The organism is Neisseria sp. KEM232 (assembly GCF_002237445.1).
Lineage (GTDB): Bacteria > Pseudomonadota > Gammaproteobacteria > Burkholderiales > Neisseriaceae > Neisseria.
On record NZ_CP022527.1, the window covers coordinates 2,131,979 to 2,149,797 of the forward strand.

General features: G+C 61.7%; 19 protein-coding genes. 15 read left to right on the forward strand and 4 right to left on the reverse strand.

Annotated elements, in window-relative coordinates:
* Nucleotides 1–51: 51 nt before the first annotated feature.
* Complete coding sequence (locus CGZ77_RS10615) at nucleotides 52–1,002, reverse strand: class I SAM-dependent methyltransferase (protein WP_094031172.1); 951 nt, start codon at nucleotides 1,000–1,002, stop codon at nucleotides 52–54.
* A 363-nt stretch (nucleotides 1,003–1,365) separates the two neighbouring features.
* Between CGZ77_RS10615 and CGZ77_RS10620 the strand changes: the two genes are divergently transcribed.
* Nucleotides 1,366–2,700, forward strand: a complete 1,335-nt coding sequence (locus tag CGZ77_RS10620) for a DEAD/DEAH box helicase (protein WP_094031173.1) — start codon at nucleotides 1,366–1,368, stop codon at nucleotides 2,698–2,700.
* 349 nt (nucleotides 2,701–3,049) lie between these two features.
* Here the strand turns inward: CGZ77_RS10620 and CGZ77_RS10625 are convergent, their stop codons facing one another.
* Nucleotides 3,050–3,688, reverse strand: a complete 639-nt coding sequence (locus CGZ77_RS10625) for a hypothetical protein (RefSeq protein WP_036495713.1) — start codon at nucleotides 3,686–3,688, stop codon at nucleotides 3,050–3,052.
* 119 nt (nucleotides 3,689–3,807) lie between these two features.
* Between CGZ77_RS10625 and CGZ77_RS10630 the strand changes: the two genes are divergently transcribed.
* The 8 genes from CGZ77_RS10630 to CGZ77_RS12170 all read left to right on the forward strand — a co-directional run bounded on the left by CGZ77_RS10630 (nucleotide 3,808) and on the right by CGZ77_RS12170 (nucleotide 8,746).
* Nucleotides 3,808–4,194, forward strand: a complete 387-nt coding sequence (locus tag CGZ77_RS10630) for a Spx/MgsR family RNA polymerase-binding regulatory protein (RefSeq protein WP_009425594.1) — start codon at nucleotides 3,808–3,810, stop codon at nucleotides 4,192–4,194.
* A gap of 10 nt (nucleotides 4,195–4,204) precedes the next feature.
* Nucleotides 4,205–5,266, forward strand: coding sequence for a tetraacyldisaccharide 4'-kinase (gene lpxK / locus CGZ77_RS10635; RefSeq protein WP_009425593.1), 1,062 nt, complete (start codon nucleotides 4,205–4,207; stop codon nucleotides 5,264–5,266).
* Complete coding sequence (locus CGZ77_RS10640; protein ID WP_009425592.1) at nucleotides 5,263–5,790, forward strand: DUF2059 domain-containing protein; 528 nt, start codon at nucleotides 5,263–5,265, stop codon at nucleotides 5,788–5,790. Before lpxK ends, CGZ77_RS10640 begins: the two co-directional genes overlap by 4 nt.
* Nucleotides 5,791–5,800: 10 nt before the next feature.
* Nucleotides 5,801–5,983, forward strand: a complete 183-nt coding sequence (locus CGZ77_RS10645) for a Trm112 family protein (RefSeq protein ID WP_009425591.1) — start codon at nucleotides 5,801–5,803, stop codon at nucleotides 5,981–5,983.
* Nucleotides 5,980–6,741: a 3-deoxy-manno-octulosonate cytidylyltransferase gene (gene kdsB, locus CGZ77_RS10650; RefSeq protein WP_009425590.1), complete on the forward strand. Its 762-nt coding sequence runs from the start codon at nucleotides 5,980–5,982 to the stop codon at nucleotides 6,739–6,741. Before CGZ77_RS10645 ends, kdsB begins: the two co-directional genes overlap by 4 nt.
* Before the next feature lie 112 nt (nucleotides 6,742–6,853).
* A complete protein-coding gene (locus tag CGZ77_RS10655; RefSeq protein ID WP_094031174.1) occupies nucleotides 6,854–7,441 on the forward strand; it encodes an aminodeoxychorismate/anthranilate synthase component II in 588 nt (195 codons plus the stop codon).
* A 71-nt stretch (nucleotides 7,442–7,512) separates the two neighbouring features.
* Nucleotides 7,513–8,364, forward strand: a complete 852-nt coding sequence (locus CGZ77_RS10660) for a DUF1853 family protein (RefSeq protein WP_009425588.1) — start codon at nucleotides 7,513–7,515, stop codon at nucleotides 8,362–8,364.
* A gap of 226 nt (nucleotides 8,365–8,590) precedes the next feature.
* The gene (locus CGZ77_RS12170; RefSeq protein ID WP_009425587.1) at nucleotides 8,591–8,746 is read left to right on the forward strand and encodes a hypothetical protein; all 156 of its coding nucleotides are present in this window, start codon (nucleotides 8,591–8,593) and stop codon (nucleotides 8,744–8,746) included.
* Nucleotides 8,747–8,856: 110 nt separating this feature from the next.
* On the opposite strand, the gene CGZ77_RS10665 is transcribed toward CGZ77_RS12170, so the two are convergent.
* Both CGZ77_RS10665 and rnc read right to left on the reverse strand, forming a co-directional pair.
* Nucleotides 8,857–9,192, reverse strand: coding sequence for a hypothetical protein (locus tag CGZ77_RS10665; RefSeq protein WP_009425586.1), 336 nt, complete (start codon nucleotides 9,190–9,192; stop codon nucleotides 8,857–8,859).
* A 25-nt stretch (nucleotides 9,193–9,217) separates the two neighbouring features.
* Nucleotides 9,218–9,970 carry a ribonuclease III gene (rnc, locus tag CGZ77_RS10670; RefSeq protein WP_036495710.1) on the reverse strand — a complete coding sequence of 251 codons (753 nt, stop codon included), beginning with the start codon at nucleotides 9,968–9,970 and terminating at the stop codon, nucleotides 9,218–9,220.
* A gap of 175 nt (nucleotides 9,971–10,145) precedes the next feature.
* On the opposite strand from rnc, the gene folP reads away from it, so the two are divergent.
* The 6 genes from folP to CGZ77_RS10700 all read left to right on the forward strand — a co-directional run bounded on the left by folP (nucleotide 10,146) and on the right by CGZ77_RS10700 (nucleotide 17,755).
* Complete coding sequence (gene folP, locus CGZ77_RS10675) at nucleotides 10,146–10,997, forward strand: dihydropteroate synthase (protein ID WP_036495725.1); 852 nt, start codon at nucleotides 10,146–10,148, stop codon at nucleotides 10,995–10,997.
* Between the two features lie 171 nt (nucleotides 10,998–11,168).
* Nucleotides 11,169–12,506, forward strand: a complete 1,338-nt coding sequence (gene glmM / locus CGZ77_RS10680) for a phosphoglucosamine mutase (RefSeq protein ID WP_036495708.1) — start codon at nucleotides 11,169–11,171, stop codon at nucleotides 12,504–12,506.
* A 240-nt stretch (nucleotides 12,507–12,746) separates the two neighbouring features.
* Nucleotides 12,747–13,439 (forward strand): DedA family protein, encoded by a 693-nt coding sequence (locus CGZ77_RS10685; RefSeq protein ID WP_036495707.1) that lies wholly within the window; start codon nucleotides 12,747–12,749, stop codon nucleotides 13,437–13,439.
* 84 nt (nucleotides 13,440–13,523) lie between these two features.
* Nucleotides 13,524–14,045, forward strand: coding sequence for a shikimate kinase (locus tag CGZ77_RS10690; RefSeq protein ID WP_009425581.1), 522 nt, complete (start codon nucleotides 13,524–13,526; stop codon nucleotides 14,043–14,045).
* A 3-nt stretch (nucleotides 14,046–14,048) separates the two neighbouring features.
* A complete protein-coding gene (aroB, locus tag CGZ77_RS10695) occupies nucleotides 14,049–15,128 on the forward strand; it encodes a 3-dehydroquinate synthase (RefSeq protein ID WP_009425580.1) in 1,080 nt (359 codons plus the stop codon).
* 416 nt (nucleotides 15,129–15,544) lie between these two features.
* On the forward strand, nucleotides 15,545–17,755 hold the full coding sequence (locus CGZ77_RS10700) for a GNAT family N-acetyltransferase (protein WP_157058114.1): 2,211 nt from the start codon (nucleotides 15,545–15,547) through the stop codon (nucleotides 17,753–17,755).
* Nucleotides 17,756–17,819 lie beyond the last annotated feature (64 nt).

Below are 17,819 nucleotides of genomic sequence, written 5' to 3' on the forward strand. Positions count from 1 at the left end.
ATGCGAAAGGCCGTCTGAAACGCACTTTCAGACGGCCTTCGTGCTGCCGTTTCAGACGGCCTTATGGCGGATTTCCCAACACTGGTGGATTTTTTTGTTGCGGAAATCGTCGGGTACGGATTGTTTGGAAATGTCTTTGATTTCATAGCGTTGCGAGACGTCTTCGTCCAGAGTGAAGCTGCGGAGGTTGTTGGAAAAATACAAAAGGCCGTCTGAATCGAGCAGGCTCATGGCGCCGTCGATGAGGCGGGCGTGGTCGCGCTGGATGTCGAGCGTGTCGGGCATTTTTTTGCTGTTGGAAAAGCTGGGCGGGTCCATCACGATGAGGTCGAACCGCTTGCCCTCGCGCGAGGCCGTCTGAAGGTATTGGAACACGTCGGCGCGGATGATTCGGTGCTGCGCGGCATCGATGCCGTTGAGCTCGAAATTGCGCTTGGCCCAATCGAGATAAGTTTTCGACAAATCAACGGTTTCGCTCGATACCGCGCCGCCCGTTGCGGCATATACGGTGAAGCTGCCGGTGTAGGAAAACAGGTTGAGAAAGCGTTTGCCCGCCGCGCTGTCGCCCACTTTTTTGCGCGTGTTGCGGTGGTCGAGAAAGAGGCCGGTGTCGAGGTATTTGTCGAGATTGACCCAAAAGCGGCGGCCGTGTTCGGATACGGTGAAATCTTCGCCTGCGCGGCCGGTTTTTTCATACTGCTGCGTGCCCTTTTGCCGTTCGCGCCGCTTGAGGTGGATGTCGTCGGGCGAAAAACCGGTTACGAAAACAACCGCTTCGATGATTGCGGCGAGCCATTCTTCGTATTCGTCGTCAGCCATCAGCCAGCCGGTGTCGTATTCCTGCAAATGGATTTGGCTGCCGTACACATCGACTGCAAAGGGAAACTGCGGAATGTCGCGGTCGTAAATGCGCCATGCTTCGAGGCCGTTGCGCTTGGCCCATTTCATCAGGTGTTTGATGTTTTTGCCCAGGCGGTTGGCAAAGGGGGTGATGTCGGTCATTCAGACGGCCTTTCGTGCGGCAGGGTTGCAAAGGGCTTGATTTTACCGTAATTAACGCCGCCGCGCTTGACCGCGTCGCCTTGCGCCTATATTATCCGCCGTTCGCCTTTTTATCCGAAGCCATCGTCTGCCAACCTAAGAATCTGATTGTTTACAGATTCTCAAACCGCCCCGACGGGCGCGTTTCTTTTGTCTTTTCCCTTGCGGAAAACGTATCTTGCAGGTTGTTGTCGATGTTAACCACAAGCCAGAGCCGCTTGCGACAACCCTGTACCGCCAATCTTCATTGACGTTACCCATCCGAGCTTCAGGCCGTCTGAAAACGTGCAGACGGAAGCGTGTTGTTGTCTCTGAAAGATAGCCGTGTCTATTAAATTCTCCGATTTACACCTCGACAAAAACATCCTCTCCGCCCTGACAAGCGCGGGCTACGAAACACCCACGCCGATTCAGGCGCAGGCCGTGCCTTTTGCGCTGGAAGGCCGCGATATCATGGCTTCGGCACAAACCGGTTCGGGCAAAACCGCCGCCTTTCTGCTGCCCACGCTGCAACGCCTGACCCGCCGCAGCGACAAACCCGGCAAAGGCCCGCGCGCGCTCGTGCTCACGCCCACGCGCGAGTTGGCCGCCCAAGTGGAAAAAAACGCGCTCAATTACGCGAAAAACATGAAATGGTTCCGCACCGTCAGCATCGTCGGCGGCGCGTCGTTCGGCTACCAAACCCGCGCCTTGAGCAAACCGGTTGATCTGATTGTGGCCACGCCCGGCCGTCTGATGGATTTGATGAACAGCGGCAAGGTTGATTTTGACCGGCTCGAAGTGCTGATTCTCGACGAAGCTGACCGCATGCTCGACATGGGCTTTATCGACGACATCGAAACCATCGTCGCCGCCACGCCCAAAGAGCGCCAAACCCTGCTGTTTTCCGCCACATGGGACGGCGCGGTCGGCAAACTTGCCCGCAAGCTTACTAAAAACCCCGAAGTCATCGAAATCGAACGCGTGGACGAACAAGGCAAAATCGAAGAGCAGCTTTTGTATTGCGACGATATGCGCCATAAAAACCGCCTGCTCGACCATATTTTGCGCGATGCCAACATCGACCAATGCGTGATTTTCACCTCCACCAAAGCCATGACCGAAGTCATCGCCGACGAGCTTTACGAAAAAGGCTTCGCCGCCAACTGTCTGCACGGCGATATGCCGCAGGGTTGGCGCAACCGAACATTGATGGATTTGCGTAAAGGCCGCTGCAAAATCCTTGTCGCCACCGACGTGGCCGCACGCGGCATCGACGTGCCCACCATCACCCACGTTATCAACTACGACCTGCCCAAACAGGCCGAAGACTACGTGCACCGCATCGGCCGCACCGGCCGCGCCGGCCGCACCGGCACCGCCATCACCTTTGCCGAAGTCAACGAATACGTGAAAGTGCACAAAATCGAAAAATACATCGGCCGCAAACTGCCCGATCTGACCATCGAAGGCATGGAGCCGACCCGAAAACGCAAAGCCGCAGGCGGCAAGCCCAAATCACGCGGCAGCTGGGGCAGCAAAGGCGGCTTCGACAAAGACAAAAAATTCGGCCACCGCGAGGGCGGGTTTAAAAAAGAAGGCGGCTTCAAGAAAGAGGGCGGCTTTAAAAAGCGCGACGGTTTCAAAGGCAAAAAACCGTCTGCCGCCAAACGCGGGTAAACTTAGCTGCCGATACGCCAAAGGCCGTCTGTAAAGATGTTCAGACGGCCTTTTTGTGTTTGGCGGCGGTAGGTCGGGCATTGATGCCCGAATTTTGTGAACGGGATTTGTCGGGCATGAATGCCCGACCTACAAACTCCATTGATATAGAGAGCCAAAATAAAAAATCTACGGCGTTGCTGCGCCTTGCCGTACTACCTGTACTGTCTTCGGCTTGCTGCCTTGTATCTTTTTTATTTTGACTCACTATACGTCAAAGGCCGTCTGAAAACCGGATAACGGGTTTTCAGACGGCCTTTTTCATACAAAAATGCGTTTTGACTTCGTTGAAACTTCGCTTTCAGACGGCTTAACGGCTCAAATCCCGCATATCCTTCCAGCCCTTGTTGGTCTGCACCAGGGTAATGCTTTGGTTGCGCGGCTCTTTGAGCGGCTCCCATTCTTTGCCGCCCGCCTTAATCAGCTTGTCCGCCCATTTTTCCGCGTCCAATTCGGCCTGATAGGACACTTCCGACACGGTGAAACCGTTGTCGGGCGTCGGCGTGGTGAACCAGTTGATTTTGCCGATTTTCTGTTTGCCGACGCAGAACAGCGGCCCGCGCGGCGTACCGCGTGCCTGTGCCGCGCCTTTTTCGGTCAGCTCGAAAACGGCGGGGGCGTTTTTGTCTCCGCCGTCCTGCGCTTTCACTTTGCGGTAGAAGCCCTCTTTTGTCAGGATTTCAATCTGTTTGGCCGCCGTTTCGTTGATGCGTTTGCCCGCCGCATCGCGCGCGGCGTATTGCAGCAGCGGCTCGCCCACCGCCACATTGCGGAAGGCCGGCTGTCCGTCGGGCGTCTGCACGTCGAGCACCAGCGGCAGGCAGACGTTGCGTCCGCCGCCCGACTCTTCGAGCGCTTTTTTGAAGTTCGCTTCGCCGGCCTCGTTGCCGCTGCCGCAGGCGGCAAGCAGCAGGGCCGCAACAGCGGGCAGGAATACGGTTTTTTTCATCTGTTTTCTCCAAATACGGTTTGCACAAAACGCGGCAAGCATATAGAGAAACCCCGCATGAGGCAACTGCCGCGCGGCTTTGCTACAATCGCGGCTTTTGCGAAACAAGGAATCGGCACATGACGGTTTTATACGGCATCCCCAATTGCGACACGGTGAAAAAAGCGCGCCTCTGGCTGCAGGAACACGGCATCGCTTACGAATTTTCCGACTTTAAAAAACAGAGGCCGTCTGAAAACCAAATCCAAGCCTGGCTGGCCGACATCCCCTTGTCCGTGCTGCTCAACCGGCGTGGCACGACTTGGCGCAGGCTGACGCCCGAACAGCAGGCCGCCGCCGACAATCCCGCGGCCGCCGTCGCCCTGATGGCCGCCGAACCGAGCCTGATCAAACGCCCAGTGCTCGAACACGGCGGCGCTGTCCACTGCGGCTTTCAGACGGCCTTGTACGAAGAACTCTTCGCTCCGTCCCTTTCAGACGGCCGCAACCAGCCGTCTGCCGGATAGGCCGTCTGAAATGCCCAAGCTCCACCAAATCATCGAAAGCCACTGGCAGCGGCCGCGTCTGCCGCTCACCCTGCTGCTGTGGCTGCCCGCCCGCCTGTTTCAGACGGCCTCCGCCCTGCGCCGCCATCTGTACCGCACAGGCCGTCTGAAAAGCGAAAAACTGCCCGTGCCCCTTATCGTTGTCGGCAACATCCACGCGGGCGGCACGGGCAAAACGCCGGTCACCGCCGCGCTGGTAAAAGGCTTGCAGGCGCAGGGGCTGAAAGTCGGTATCGTCAGCCGAGGCTACGGGCGGCAGGGCGGCGGCGTCCACGTTTTACACCCGCGCAGCACCGCCGCCGCCGCGGGCGACGAACCTTTGATGCTCTACCGCCAAACCGCCGCGCCCGCCGCCGTCGGCAGCCGCCGCGCCGACGCCGCCCGCGCCCTGCTGGCGGCGCATCCCGATTTGGATGCTATTGTCGCCGACGACGGTTTGCAGCATTACGCGCTGGCGCGCGACATCGAAATCGCCGTTTTTCCCGCCGCCGATCTGGCGCGGCGCAATCTCGACCTGCTGCCCAACGGCTGCCTGCGCGAACCGCCCTCCCGACTGGCGCAGGCCGATTACGTCGTTATCAGCGGCAGCACGGAAGACACCGACGCCGCGCCGCTGCGCCTGCCGCCGGAAAAAGTGTTTTTCTCGACCGTGCAGCCGGGCGCAATCTACCGCCTTGCCGACCCCGGCGAAACCTTCGATACAGACCGTCTGAAAACGGGCAAAACCGCCGCCCTGGCCGCCATTGCCAAGCCCGAACGCTTTTTCCGCAGCCTGCGCGTGCTGGGCATCGTGCCCGACGAAACCGTGTCCCTGCCCGACCATGCCGCCCTGTCCGCCGCCGATCTGCCCGCGGCCGATACGGTGTTCGTCACCGAAAAAGACGCGGCCAAATTTTCAGACGGCCCCATCCCCGAAAACGTTTGGGTGCTGCCCGTTTGTGCGATAATCCGCCCCGATTTGGCGGCGCAGCTTGCAGGCCGTCTGAAAAACCCGCAACCCGTTTGCGAACCGAACGAAAGGACAACACCGTGAAAAAAAACCTGCTGGCCGCCGTGCTCTCCTGCGTCTGCGCCGCCGCCTTCGCCGCGCCGCCCACCGATGCCTCGCTGGAAAAGCTGATGGAAGTGCAGCACATCGACGAGATGTGGAAAAACATGTCCGCCGCCATTCCCGACATGGCCAAGCGAGTCATCGCCGACAGCGGCGAAATGAAGGCCGTGTTGGAGCGCGTACCCGAAAGCAAAAAAGAGCGGTTTGCCCAAATCACCGAAAAATTCCTGCGCGACACCGCCGCCGAAACTGCTTCGCCCGCTTTTCAAGGCCGTCTGAAAAAATACGTTATGCAGGAAATGAAAGCCACCTACACGCAGGAAGAAGTGGACGCCATGACCGCCTTCTTCGGCACACCCGTCGGCCAGTCGATACTCGGCAAACAGGTCGGCTTCGTCAAAAAAATCATGCCGCAGGTGATGAAAATGACGCAGGAAACCACCGCCCGCCACGCCCGCGCCTACATCAAAGAACTCGAGCGCCTCTCCGCCCGCCCCGAAAAATAAGGAATCCGCCATGGAACAAAAATACTTCGACATCCTCGTCTGCCCCGTTACCAAAGGCAGACTCGAATACCGCCGCGACAAACAGGAGCTGTGGAGCCGCCAGGCCAAACTCGCCTTCCCGATTAAAGACGGCATCCCCTATATGCTCGAAAGCGAAGCGCGCCAACTGAGCGAAGAGGAGCTGGCCGCATGAACACCGAATTCACCGTTATCATCCCCGCCCGCCTCTCGTCCAGCCGCCTGCCGCGCAAAGCGCTGGCCGACATCGGAGGCAAACCCATGGTCGTGCGCGTGGCCGAACAGGCAGGCAAAAGCGGCGCGGCGCGCATCGTCGTCGCCACCGACGCCGCCGAAATTCAGACGGCCTGCCAAGCGCACGGCATCGAAACCGTGCTCACCGCCGACAGCCACGAAAGCGGCACCACCCGCCTGGCCGAAGCCGCACAAATCCTCAGCCTGCCGCCGCAAACCGTCGTCGTCAACGTGCAGGGCGACGAGCCGCTGATCGATCCCGAACTCATCCGCCAAACCGCCGCAGCCCTCGCCGACGGCCGGGCACCGATGGCCACCGCCGCCCACGAAATCAACGATTTCGACGAATTCCTCAACCCCAACGTCGTCAAAGTCGTGCCCAACGCGCAGGGGCAGGCACTCTATTTCAGCCGCGCCCCCATCGCCTACCCGCGCGACACCATGCGCGCCGGAGAACGCAAACTGCCGCAGCCCCTGCCGCTGCGCCACATCGGCATCTACGCCTACCGCGCCGGATTTTTGCAGGAATACGCCGCCATGCCGCCCTCGCCGCTGGAACACACCGAATCGCTGGAACAGCTGCGCGTCCTCTGGCACGGCCGCGCCATCGCCGTCGGCATCACCGCCCAAGCCCCCGCCCCCGGCGTCGACACCCAAGAAGACCTCGAGCGCGTGCGGCAGATTTTTCAGACGGCCTGAACCGTGCAGGCAGATAAAAAGGCCGTCTGAAAAGCAAAGCAGACGGCACATCTGTTTTCAGACGGCCTCCCGCGAAACCGCGTCTTCAATCCAATCAAACGCTTAGTGAACCATGCTACTCTTTATCGACAACTACGACAGCTTCACCTACAACATCGTCCAATACTTCGGCGAACTCGGACAGGAAGTGCTGGTACGCAGCAACGACGGCATCACCCTTGAAGAAATCGCCGCCCTCGCGCCGCAGTATCTCGTGATCGGCCCCGGCCCCTGCTCGCCCAAAGAAGCGGGCGTGTCGGTGGAGGCGATACGGCATTTCGCGGGCAGGCTGCCTGTTTTGGGCGTGTGCCTCGGCCACCAGGCCATCGGCGAAGCCTTCGGCGGCTGCATCGTCCGCGCCAAAGAGCTGATGCACGGCAAAGTCTCGCCCGTGTACCACAACAACGGCGGCGTGTTCGCCAATCTGCCCAACCCCGTCACCTGCACGCGCTACCACAGCCTCGCCGTCGAACGCGACAGCCTGCCCGACTGCCTCGAAATCTCCGCATGGACGCAGGACGGCGAAATCATGGGGCTGCGCCACAAAGAATACGCCGTCGAAGGCGTGCAGTTCCACCCCGAAGCCCTGCTCACCGAACACGGCCACGACATGCTCGCCAACTTCCTGCGCGAATTTGCCGCCTTCCAGGCGCAACGCTAAACTTCTTTTCAGACGGCCTCAAACATACTTTGAGGCCGTCTGAAACATTCCGCCCGCTCCTTTGCCGAACCATGAACTACGCCCTCGACGCCCTCTGGTGGCGGCTCGCCGACCCGCACGTCCGCGCCCTTGCCGCTATTCTCACCGCCCCCGCCCCCTGGCACAGCGGCTGCGAACTGCCCGTGCGCACCCTGCTGGGCGAAGGCGGCTTCCGCTACCTTCTCGCTTTGGACGACGATCCCGCACCGCTTGCCGCCCGCCTCGCCGCCGACGCCCCGCACCACGGCCGCCTCGGCCGCTACGCCGAAAGCCTGCTTGCCTTCTGGCTGGACACCGCCCCGCACAGCCGCCTGCTCGCCCGCAACCTCCGCCTTTCAGACGGCCTGAACACGGCGGGCGAACTCGATTTCATCGCCGAACTCAGCGGCACGCCCTATCACATCGAATTGGCCTGCAAATACTACGGCGCGGCCGACGGCAGCCCCGACGGCTTTGTCGGCCTCAACCCGCAAGACCGCCTTACCGCCAAAGCCGCCAAGCTGCAAAAACAGCTTGCCGCCGCACAGAGCGGAGCAGGGCGGGCAGCTTTGGCCGCAGCGGGCGTTTCCCGCGAGCCGCGCAGCGTCAGCATCCTGCGCGGCACCCTGTTCGCCCCCGCCGCCGCCGTTTGGCAGAGCCCGCTCAACCCGCTGGGCTGGCACGGCCTTTATTTCGACCAATGGCCGTCTGAAAACGGGTTTTCAGACGGCCTGCGCTACACCCGCCTGCCGCGCCTGTCCTACCTCGCCCCCGCACGGGTGCGCGAAGATGAAACGCAAGACTGGCGGCAAATCCGCCAAGAACCGCACGGCCTCTTCGCCGCCCTCGAACGCCGTCCCGACGGCTTCTGGCACGAAACCGCACGCATAATGAAACGCGGCTGAACGCAGCCGTGCTAGGGCGTGTTGACATTCAACTTTTGAAGCGGATTTTTTGGCATAAAACGGCAGATGCAAGGCGAAAATGCGACATAGGCGAGTATTTTCAACGCGGCAGATGCCGTTTTAGGACGGAAAAGCTGCCAAAATGTTGATTGTCAACACGCCCTAAGGCAGGCGTTGCCGCACGCAACAGTATTTTTGACCCACCCCCGAACGGCTTGAACGCATCATGAAAACCCTCGAATTTACCTGCGGCGGCCTGCTGACCCTGTGGCCGACGCCCGAAGTCCGACAATGCAGCGGCATTTCCCTGATTCAAATCCGCCTGAACGCGCAGCAGACAGACCGTCTGAAACCTCTTATCGGCGCTTTTGTGCCGTCGTAACGCAGGCAGTCGGCAAACAATCAGGCCGTCTGAAAAGCAGCAAAATGCTTTTCAGACGGCCTTTTTGTTTTTCAGACGGCCTTACGGGCAAAGGCCGTCTGAAATCGGTTTTACTCCGCCGAATATTCGATGGTGCCGTTTGTACGCTGGACGATGATGCCGATGCAGCCTGCGGACGGGCAGATAAAGACGAAGCGGTAGGCGTCGTCTGTGAAGTCTTCCAACCACGGGTATTCGTCCAGCCAGCTTTGCGGAGCTTGGCGGGACGGGTAGGTGTAGACGTCGAGGATGATGTTTTGTTCGGTCAGCGTTTGCAGCAGGAAGGCGGCGACGGAGCTGAGGCGCAGCGTGCCGCCGTCGAGGAAGATGTCCAGCGTTTCCTGCTGCGGGTGGTGGCGGGCGCCGAGGATTTTGCGGTCGTGCAAATCGGGGGAGAAGCTGTTCATTGTTCGCTCCGCTGGAACTTTGCTTTCAGACGGCCTTTTTGCCGTGGCGGCTTTTGCGTTTTTTCGCGGGGGCGGAAACCGGATGGCGTTCGGCGAGCCAGGCGAAGGCTTCGGCGGCGGCCTGCTGTTCGGCGGCTCGGCGGCTGGATGCTTCGGCGGTGGAGATGAAGCCGAGTTCGCCCAAGTCGCAGGAAACGGTGAAACGGGCGTCGCTGCCTTCGCCTTCCTGATGTTCGATGCGGTATTTTGGAAGGGCGAAGCGCTGTGCCTGCAAGGCTTCCTGCAGGCGGGTTTTGGCGTCTTTGGCTTCGGTTTCGCCGCAGTCGGCGGATCGGACGCGCTCGGCAAACAGGCGGCGGACGACGGCTTCGGCGGCGGCAAAATCGGCATCGAAGCTGACGGCGGCAAACAGGGCTTCGAGGGCGTCGGCGAGGATGGAAGGCCGTCTGAAACCGCCGCTTTTGAGTTCGCCCGCGCCCAGAAGCAAGCCGTCGCCCAGGCCGATGGCGGCGGCGGTTTCGGCCAGAGTTTCTTGGTTGACGAGGTTGGCTCTGAGGCGGGAGAGGCGGCCTTCGGGCAGGTCGGGATAGGCGTCGAACAGCATTTTGGCGACGGCATAGTTGAGGATGGAATCGCCGACAAATTCGAAGCGCTCGTTGTGGGCGGACGAGTGGCTGCGGTGGGTGAGGGCGCGCAAGAGCAGGGCGGGATCGGCGAAGCGGTGGCCGATTTTGTCTTCGATGCGGCGCAGGGCGGCGGCGTGGAGGGTTTTGTTCATGGTATTTGGCGCGGTTTTTAACCGGGTTGGAACATGGCTTTCAGACGGCCTTTTGCGGGCGAAAAGGCCGTCTGAAAACGTGTCGGAAAAAGGCGGCATTGTAGCGGATTAGTCTGCCGTGGTCTTGCCCGCCCTGCTGTATAATCGCGCCTTTTTCACAAGGGCGGGGCAGGGTATGGAACGGATTTGGCAGGCGGGGCGGTTTGAATTGGATTTGGCCGCGCCGAAAATCATGGGCATTGTGAATGTGACGCCCGATTCGTTTTCCGACGGCGGCACTTATGCGGCGGCTGCGGCCGACACGCTCGCGCATGCGGAAAAGCTGCTGCGCGGCGGCGCGGACATTTTGGACGTGGGCGGCGAATCGACGCGGCCGGGAGCGGATTTTGTGTCGGCGGAAGAGGAGTGGCGGCGGCTGTCGACGGTACTGCCCGAGCTGGCGAAATGGAATGTGCCGATTAGTGTCGATACGCGGCGCACGGAGATTATGCGGCGGCTGCTGGATGCGGGCTGGGCGGACGTGATTAATGATGTGCAGGCGCTGGAAGATGCGGGTGCGGCGGCGCTTTTGGCGCGGCATCCGATGGTCGGCGTCTGCCTGATGCATATGAAGGGGCTGCCGCAGACGATGCAGGACAATCCCGCCTATGGCGATGTGGTGGCGGAAGTGGCGGCCTATCTGAACGAACGCGCGGCGGCCTGCGAAGCGGCGGGCATTGCGCGGCGGCGGCTGGTGCTCGATCCGGGTTTCGGTTTCGGCAAAACGCTGGAACACAATACCGCGCTGATGCGCGGCCTGTGGGCGCTGGCGCGGGAATGCGGCCTGCCGCTTTTGATTGGTGTGTCGCGCAAACGGATGATCGGGGCGCTGACAGGCGAAGAGAAGCCGTCTGAACGGGCGGCGGGCAGCGTGGCGGCGGCGCTGGCGGCGGTGTCGCGCGGCGCAAACATCCTGCGCGTGCACGATGTGAAGGAAACCGCCGACGCGCTAAAAGTGTGGGCGGCGCTGGGTGGGGATTTGGCTTGACGGGATATGAGGCCGTCTGAAAAGCCTTTCAGACGGCCTCCGATGCACAAAGACCGAGAAAGCGTGGCGCATGGCTCAATATGGCGGTTTATTACGCGCTTAACTGCTGTTTTTCAAAATTATTTTTCCGTTTTCATTCTATATTTTCATTCTATAAAAAGGAGCAGAATCATGGCTAAAAAATATTTCGGCACCGACGGCGTGCGCGGCGAGGTGGGCAAATTTCCGATTACCCCCGATTTCGTGTTGAAACTGGGCTATGCCGCCGGGCGCGTGCTGGTAAAACACGACGGCAAGGGCAGGCCGACGGTGATTATCGGCAAGGACACGCGCATTTCCGGCTATATGCTGGAAGCGGCGCTGGTGGCGGGCTTCACCTCGGCGGGCGTGAACGTAATCCAGACCGGCCCGCTGCCCACGCCCGGCATCGCCTATCTGACGCGCGCGCTGCGGCTGGCGGCGGGCGTGATGATTTCCGCCTCGCACAACGGCTATGCCGACAACGGCATCAAGTTTTTTGCCGAAGGCGGCGTGAAGCTGTCCGACAAAATCGAGCTGGAAATCGAGGCCGAATTGGACAAAACGGCGCAAACCGAGCATTCCGACCGCCTCGGCCGCGCCCGCCGCATCAACGGCGCCGACGACCGCTACATCGAGTTCTGCAAATCCACCTTCCCCAACCATTTCGACCTGCGCGGCCTGAAACTGGTGGTAGACAGTGCCAACGGCGCGGGCTACGGCGTCGCACCGAAAGTGTTCCACGAGCTGGGCGCGGAAGTGGTGAGCATCGCCGACGAACCCAACGGCTACAACATCAACGAGCGCTGCGGCGCAACCTATGCGAAAAACCTGCAGGCCGCCGTTTTGCAGAACGAAGCCGACTACGGCATCGCCCTCGACGGCGACGGCGACCGCCTGCTGATGGCCGACAAAAACGGCCGCGTCTACGACGGCGACAAACTCATCTACGTTATCGCCAAAGCCCGCGCGCAGGAAGGGCTGCCGTTGGGCGGCGTGGTCGGCACGGTCATGACCAATATGGCGATGGAGCTGGCCTTGCAGGAAAAAAACATCCCCTTCGCGCGCGCCAAAGTCGGCGACCGCTACGTGCTCGAACAATTGCACGAGCGCGGCTGGCTGGTGGGCGGCGAGGCCTCCGGCCATGTGCTGTGCATGGACAAACACAACACGGGCGACGGCATCATCTCCGCCCTGCAAGTGTTCGCCGCCCTGCAAATTCTGGGGCAGGACTTGGAAACAGCGGTGGACTGGAAAGCCTTCCCGCAAACCATGATTAACGTGCGCATTGAAAAAGGGCGCGACTGGCAGGGCGCGTCGGCCGCCGTGCTGGCCGAAGTGGAACAGAGCCTTGCGGGCGAAGGCCGCGTGGTGCTGCGCGCATCGGGCACAGAGCCGGTAGTGCGCGTGATGGTCGAAGCACGCCGCGCCGACGCCGCCAAACAGGGCGCGGAGAAAATCGCCGACGCCATCCGCCAAGCGGCCGGATAAGGCCGTTCCCGCCTGCGCGGGAATGACGTTTCTGAAACAGGCCGTCTGAACCGCGCAGCTGTGCGGCGCAGACGGTTTTTCTGCGCGGATTTGCTGCTGCGCCCGCAGGGCTAAACGGTGTAAAAACGGCGCGCCGCATGGCTTGTGATACGGTATAATCCGCCGCTTCTTTCAGACGGCCTGATGCCGCGCGGCATCAGGTTTCGGTTTTTCGACAACGCCCGACAGGAAACAGGATTTATGGCTGCCTTTTTAGAAAGTTTCTTCCTCCAATACGGATACGCAGCCGTGTTTTCGGTGCTTATCGCCTGCGGCTTCGGCGTGCCCATTCCCGAAGACATCACCCTCGTCACCGGCGGCATCATCTCCGGCCTTGGCTATACCGACGTGCACATCATGGTTGCCGTGGGCATGGCGGGCGTGCTGGCGGGCGACGGGCTGGTGTTTGCCGCCGGACGCATCTGGGGCGACAACATCCTCAAATTCAAACCCATCGCCCGCGTCATGACGCCCAAGCGCTACGCGCAGGTGGAAGAAAAATTTGAAAAATACGGCAACTGGGTGCTCTTCGTCGCCCGTTTCCTGCCCGGCCTGCGCACCCCCATCTACATGACCGCAGGCATCAGCGGCAAAGTGTCCGTGCTGCGCTTTATCGTGATGGACGGCCTCGCCGCCCTGATTTCCGTGCCCATCTGGGTTTATCTCGGCGACTACGGCGCCACCAACCGCGACTGGCTGATGAAAACCGTCCACCAACTCCAACACGGCCTGTTCGCCGCCATCGGCATCGGCGCGGCCGTTATCGGCTGGTTTTGGTGGAAAAAACGCACCCGCATTCGCTTTTACCGCGAGAAAATGGCCGAGTCCCGCGCCAAACGCAAAGCCGCCAAAGCAGAAAAAAAAGCGGCAAAGCAAAGCGCCGACAAAAAATAACCAGAAAAAGGCTTTCAGACGGCCGTCTGAAAGCCTTTTTCACACAGCGCAGATTTCCGTATTTTTCGGTTAAAATACGTTGCCATGAACCCAGCCAAAAACAACCTCTTCCTAATCGGCCTGCCGGGCGCGGGCAAAACCACCCTCGGCAGACAGCTTGCCAAACGGCTCGACCGTCCGTTTTACGACAGCGACCAAACCGTCTGCGGGCGCACCGGCGTGTCCGTTCCCACCATCTTCGAGATGGAGGGCGAAGAAGGCTTCCGCATCCGCGAAGCGGCCGTTATCGACGAGCTCACCGCCCTTGACGGCATCGTCCTTGCCACCGGCGGCGGCGCGGCCATGCGCGAAGAAAACCGCCGCCGCCTGCACGAACGCGGCACCGTTATCTACCTGCACGCCGTGCCCGAAATCCTGCTCGAGCGCACCCGCTGCGACAAAAACCGCCCGCTGCTGCAAGTGGCCGACCCGCTGACCAAACTGCGCGCCCTCTACGACGCGCGCGACGCCGTCTACCGCGCTGCCGCCCACCTTGTCGTCGAAGCCGACCAACACGACGGCCGCAAAACCGTCGCCCGCATCCTGCAACTTCTCCAACAGGACTAAACCATGCGCACCCTCACCGTCGCCGCCCCGTCGCACAGCTACCCCATCTTTATCGGCGAAAACCTGCTGTCCGGCCTCGCGCCGCACCTTGCCCCCTACGTCGGCAAAAAAGCCGCCGTCATCACCAACACTACCGTCGCCCCCCTCTACCTCAAACACGTTCAGACGGCCTTAGACAGCCTCGGCGTCGAACACTTCCCCGTCATCCTGCCCGACGGCGAAGCCTACAAAACCTTCGACTCCCTCAACCTGATCTACGACGAACTCCTGCGCCGCCACGCCGAACGCGGCACCACCCTTATCGCCCTCGGCGGCGGCGTTATCGGCGACACCGCAGGCTTTGCCGCCGCCACCTACCAGCGCGGCGTCCCCTTCGTCCAAATCCCCACCACCCTCTTAAGCCAGGTCGACTCATCCGTCGGCGGCAAAACCGCCGTCAACCACCCGCTGGGCAAAAACATGATCGGCGCGTTTTACCAGCCACAGGCCGTCTTCGCCGACCTCACCGCCCTCGCCACCCTGCCGCCGCGCGAATTTTCCGCAGGCATGGCCGAAGTCATCAAATACGCCCTGTTGGGCGACGCGGATTTTCTCGACTGGCTGGAAAACAACATCGACGCCGTGATGGCGCAGCAGCCCGCAGCCCTCGCGCACACCGTCTACCACTGCTGCAAAATGAAAGCCGACATCGTCGCCGCCGACGAAACCGAACGCGGCATCCGTGTGCATCTCAACCTCGGCCACACCTTCGGCCACGCCGTCGAAGCCGAAATGGGCTACGGCAACTGGCTGCACGGCGAAGCCGTCGCCGCCGGCATGGTGCTCGCCTGCCGCCTGTCCGAACAGACAGGCCGTCTGAAAGCCGCCGATACCGAACGCGCCGCCGCCCTCATCCGCCGCGCCCGCCTGCCCGACGCGCCGCCGAAATTCCCGTTTGCACAATGGCTCGCACACATGCGCCACGACAAAAAAGTCAGCGGCGGCGTCATGCGCTTCATCGGCCTCGAACGCCTCGGCCAAGCCGAAATCACCGCCGTCGAAGACACGGAAATCCTCCGCCGCACCCTCGAGCCTTATCTGTAAAATCCTTCTCAGAAAAACCTTTCAGACGGCCTGTTGCAGGGTATGTTGCGCAGCAACGCACGCGGTTTGGAGAACCAAAAACCGTCCCGCCGCCATCAATCAGGCCGTCTGAAAACGAGCCGCCTTGATTTTCAGACGGCCTCCGTCAGTAGAGTGCGTGCCGCAGCAAACACGCGGCACGAAGCGGAAACCGTTCCTCCCCGTAGGGCGTGTTGCGCAGCAACGCACGTGGTTTTGGTTTGCTGCAAACCATGCCAATCATTCAAAATAAAAAGCTATCTGGAAACAGACCAACCGCTTTTTCAGACGGTCTCCGCCGCAAAGTCCGTCTTTCCAGAAACGCCATCCCCGCGAAGGCGGGGCGCCTCCCGTCCTTTATAAAGAGGCCGTCTGAAACCGCCGCACAGGAGAAAACCATGCTGCCCCTTCCCCTGACCCCGCTTTTCGATGCCCGCCACATCGCCGTTATCGGCGCCAGCCAGCGCATGGAAACCCTCGGCGGGCGCGTGTTTGCCGCCCTGCTGCACCGGCCGTTCTACGGTCGGCTCACACCCGTCAACCTGCGACGCAAAACCGTGGCAGGGCTGGCGGCTTATGCGGCGGTGGCGCAGATCGGCGAAACGCCCGACGCAGCCGTGGTTGCCGTCAACGCGCAGGGCAGGGCGGGCGCGGTGGCGGCCTGTGCGGCGGCGGGCGTGCCCTGCGTGCTGGTGCTGACGGCCGACGGTGAAGACGGCGGCGCGGGCGAATACGCCGCGCTGCTGAAAGCGGCAGGCGGCGAAGATGCGCCGACGCAGCTTCTGCTCTGCGGCGAAGACGGTTTCAACCTGCCGCAAAACGGTCTGTATGCCAACGGCGGCGGCCTGTTTCCCGCAGCGGGGCGCGTGGCGTTGATCGGGCGGCAGGACGGCTTCTGCCGTGACGTGTTCCACCGGCTGGACGGTTTGAATGTCGGCTTTTCCTTTGCCGCCGGCTTGACGCCCGCCGCGCCGCCCGACCCGTGGCTGAACCGTTTCCGCGAAGACGCGGGCAGCCATGTGCTGGTTGTCCAATACCTGCCCGGACAGGATGCCGCTTTTTACAGCACGCTGCGGCTCGCGGCGCAGGACAAACAGATCATTCTCCACGCCGCGCAAAGCCTGTCCGAACAGGAAACCGCGCTGCTGCACGCATTGTGCGGACGCTGCGGCGCATTGCCGACGCGCACGCCCGACGAGTTGCGCGCCGCCGTGCACGCCGCCTGCCTGCCGCGCCTGCGCCACGCGGCGGGCGTCCACATCCTCGGCGGTGGCGAAACGGGCTGGCTGGCCGATATGGCGCGCGCCGCCGGTGTGCAGCCGCAAGTCCTGCCTGCCTACGGCCGCCACGCCAATCCTCTGGAAATCCGCGATTTGGCCGCCGCCGCGCTGAACGGGCAAGACTGCCGCGCCCTGCTGGTGTCGGCCGCCGAACGCCCCGATGCCGTGCCGCAGCTTGCCCAATTGCAAAAACAGAGCGAAACGCCGCTTTATCTGGCCGCAGGCAGCGCGGCGGCAGGGTTTTCAGACGGCCTTCTGACTTTCGATACATCCGAGCAGGCAGTACGCACGCTGGCGGCGCAAAGCGCGTGGCAGCGCATCCGCAAAGAGCGGCAAACCGCCGCCAAACCGCCGCAGCAGACGCCGTCGCCGCCCGATTTGCGTCAGGCCGCGCTGTTGTCCGAGCATCCAACCGAGCTTGCCGCCGCCCTGCACCTGCCGCCGACGGAAGCGGAAAACCTGTTTTCAGACGGCCTTTTGTCCTACCGCATCCTGCCGCACTACGGCGCGGTGCTTGAAGCGCAATACCGCGGACAGACGGTGATGCTTCTGCCGCCCTTCGACACCGGCCACGCCCGCCGCCTAAACCGCTTTTTCGGCGGCAGCAGGCTGACCGGCGCGCTGGAACAGCTGCTGTTTTCCCTCAATGCCGCCGCTTACGGCCTGCCGCAGCTGCAATCGCTGTGTATCCGCGTCGATACCGCCGCTGCACGGATGCAGACGGAAAGCCTGTCTGTCGCCCGGGAAGCCGACGGACAAAGCTCCCCGTTTTTTGCCGCCGCGCCGCTTTCAGACGGCCGCTTCTTCACCGCCGCCGACGGACGGATACTTTTCGTCCGCCCGCTTTTGCCCGAAGACGCCGAAGCCTTGCAGCAGTTTGTCCGCAACATGGACGAAAACGACCGCCGCACGCGTTTTATGAGCGCCGTCAAAGAACTGCCGGGCGAGCGCCTTGCCCGTTTCAGCCGTTTGGACTATGCCCGCGAGGCAGCCGTTGCCGCGTGGTACGGCAATGGCGAGATGGCCGGCTGGGCGCAATACGCCTGCCTGCGTTTCCCCGACGCCTGTGAGTTCGGCATCGCCGTGGCCGCCGACATGAAAAGGCAGGGACTGGCGCAGTATCTGATGCGGCTGCTGGTGCGTAGCGCCGGGCGGCAGGGCTACCGTTCCGTCTGCGCCGAAATCCTCGCCGGAAACGCCGCCATGCTCGCCCTGGCCGCAAAACTGGGTTTCAAAACCGCGCCTTCGGCGGAGGACGGCGGCCTTTTTTCCGCGAAGCTGCCGCTGCAAAAAGAAAAACGCCCGAAAAACCGCCTGCTGCGGCAATAAACGCTTGCGCGAAGCCGCCAAAGCAGCTTAAAATCCGCGCCTTTGTGTATCTCCGAACTTTCAT

Coding starts and splice junctions, on each gene's coding strand:
- CGZ77_RS10615 (WP_094031172.1), bottom strand. CDS start 1,002: ATGACCGACATCACCCCCTTTGCCAACCGCCTGGGCAAAAACATCAAA.
- CGZ77_RS10625 (WP_036495713.1), bottom strand. CDS start 3,688: ATGAAAAAAACCGTATTCCTGCCCGCTGTTGCGGCCCTGCTGCTTGCC.
- CGZ77_RS10630 (WP_009425594.1), top strand. CDS start 3,808: ATGACGGTTTTATACGGCATCCCCAATTGCGACACGGTGAAAAAAGCG.
- lpxK (WP_009425593.1), top strand. CDS start 4,205: ATGCCCAAGCTCCACCAAATCATCGAAAGCCACTGGCAGCGGCCGCGT.
- CGZ77_RS10645 (WP_009425591.1), top strand. CDS start 5,801: ATGGAACAAAAATACTTCGACATCCTCGTCTGCCCCGTTACCAAAGGC.
- kdsB (WP_009425590.1), top strand. CDS start 5,980: ATGAACACCGAATTCACCGTTATCATCCCCGCCCGCCTCTCGTCCAGC.
- CGZ77_RS10655 (WP_094031174.1), top strand. CDS start 6,854: ATGCTACTCTTTATCGACAACTACGACAGCTTCACCTACAACATCGTC.
- CGZ77_RS10660 (WP_009425588.1), top strand. CDS start 7,513: ATGAACTACGCCCTCGACGCCCTCTGGTGGCGGCTCGCCGACCCGCAC.
- CGZ77_RS12170 (WP_009425587.1), top strand. CDS start 8,591: ATGAAAACCCTCGAATTTACCTGCGGCGGCCTGCTGACCCTGTGGCCG.
- CGZ77_RS10665 (WP_009425586.1), bottom strand. CDS start 9,192: ATGAACAGCTTCTCCCCCGATTTGCACGACCGCAAAATCCTCGGCGCC.
- rnc (WP_036495710.1), bottom strand. CDS start 9,970: ATGAACAAAACCCTCCACGCCGCCGCCCTGCGCCGCATCGAAGACAAA.
- folP (WP_036495725.1), top strand. CDS start 10,146: ATGGAACGGATTTGGCAGGCGGGGCGGTTTGAATTGGATTTGGCCGCG.
- glmM (WP_036495708.1), top strand. CDS start 11,169: ATGGCTAAAAAATATTTCGGCACCGACGGCGTGCGCGGCGAGGTGGGC.
- CGZ77_RS10685 (WP_036495707.1), top strand. CDS start 12,747: ATGGCTGCCTTTTTAGAAAGTTTCTTCCTCCAATACGGATACGCAGCC.
- CGZ77_RS10690 (WP_009425581.1), top strand. CDS start 13,524: ATGAACCCAGCCAAAAACAACCTCTTCCTAATCGGCCTGCCGGGCGCG.
- aroB (WP_009425580.1), top strand. CDS start 14,049: ATGCGCACCCTCACCGTCGCCGCCCCGTCGCACAGCTACCCCATCTTT.
- CGZ77_RS10700 (WP_157058114.1), top strand. CDS start 15,545: ATGCTGCCCCTTCCCCTGACCCCGCTTTTCGATGCCCGCCACATCGCC.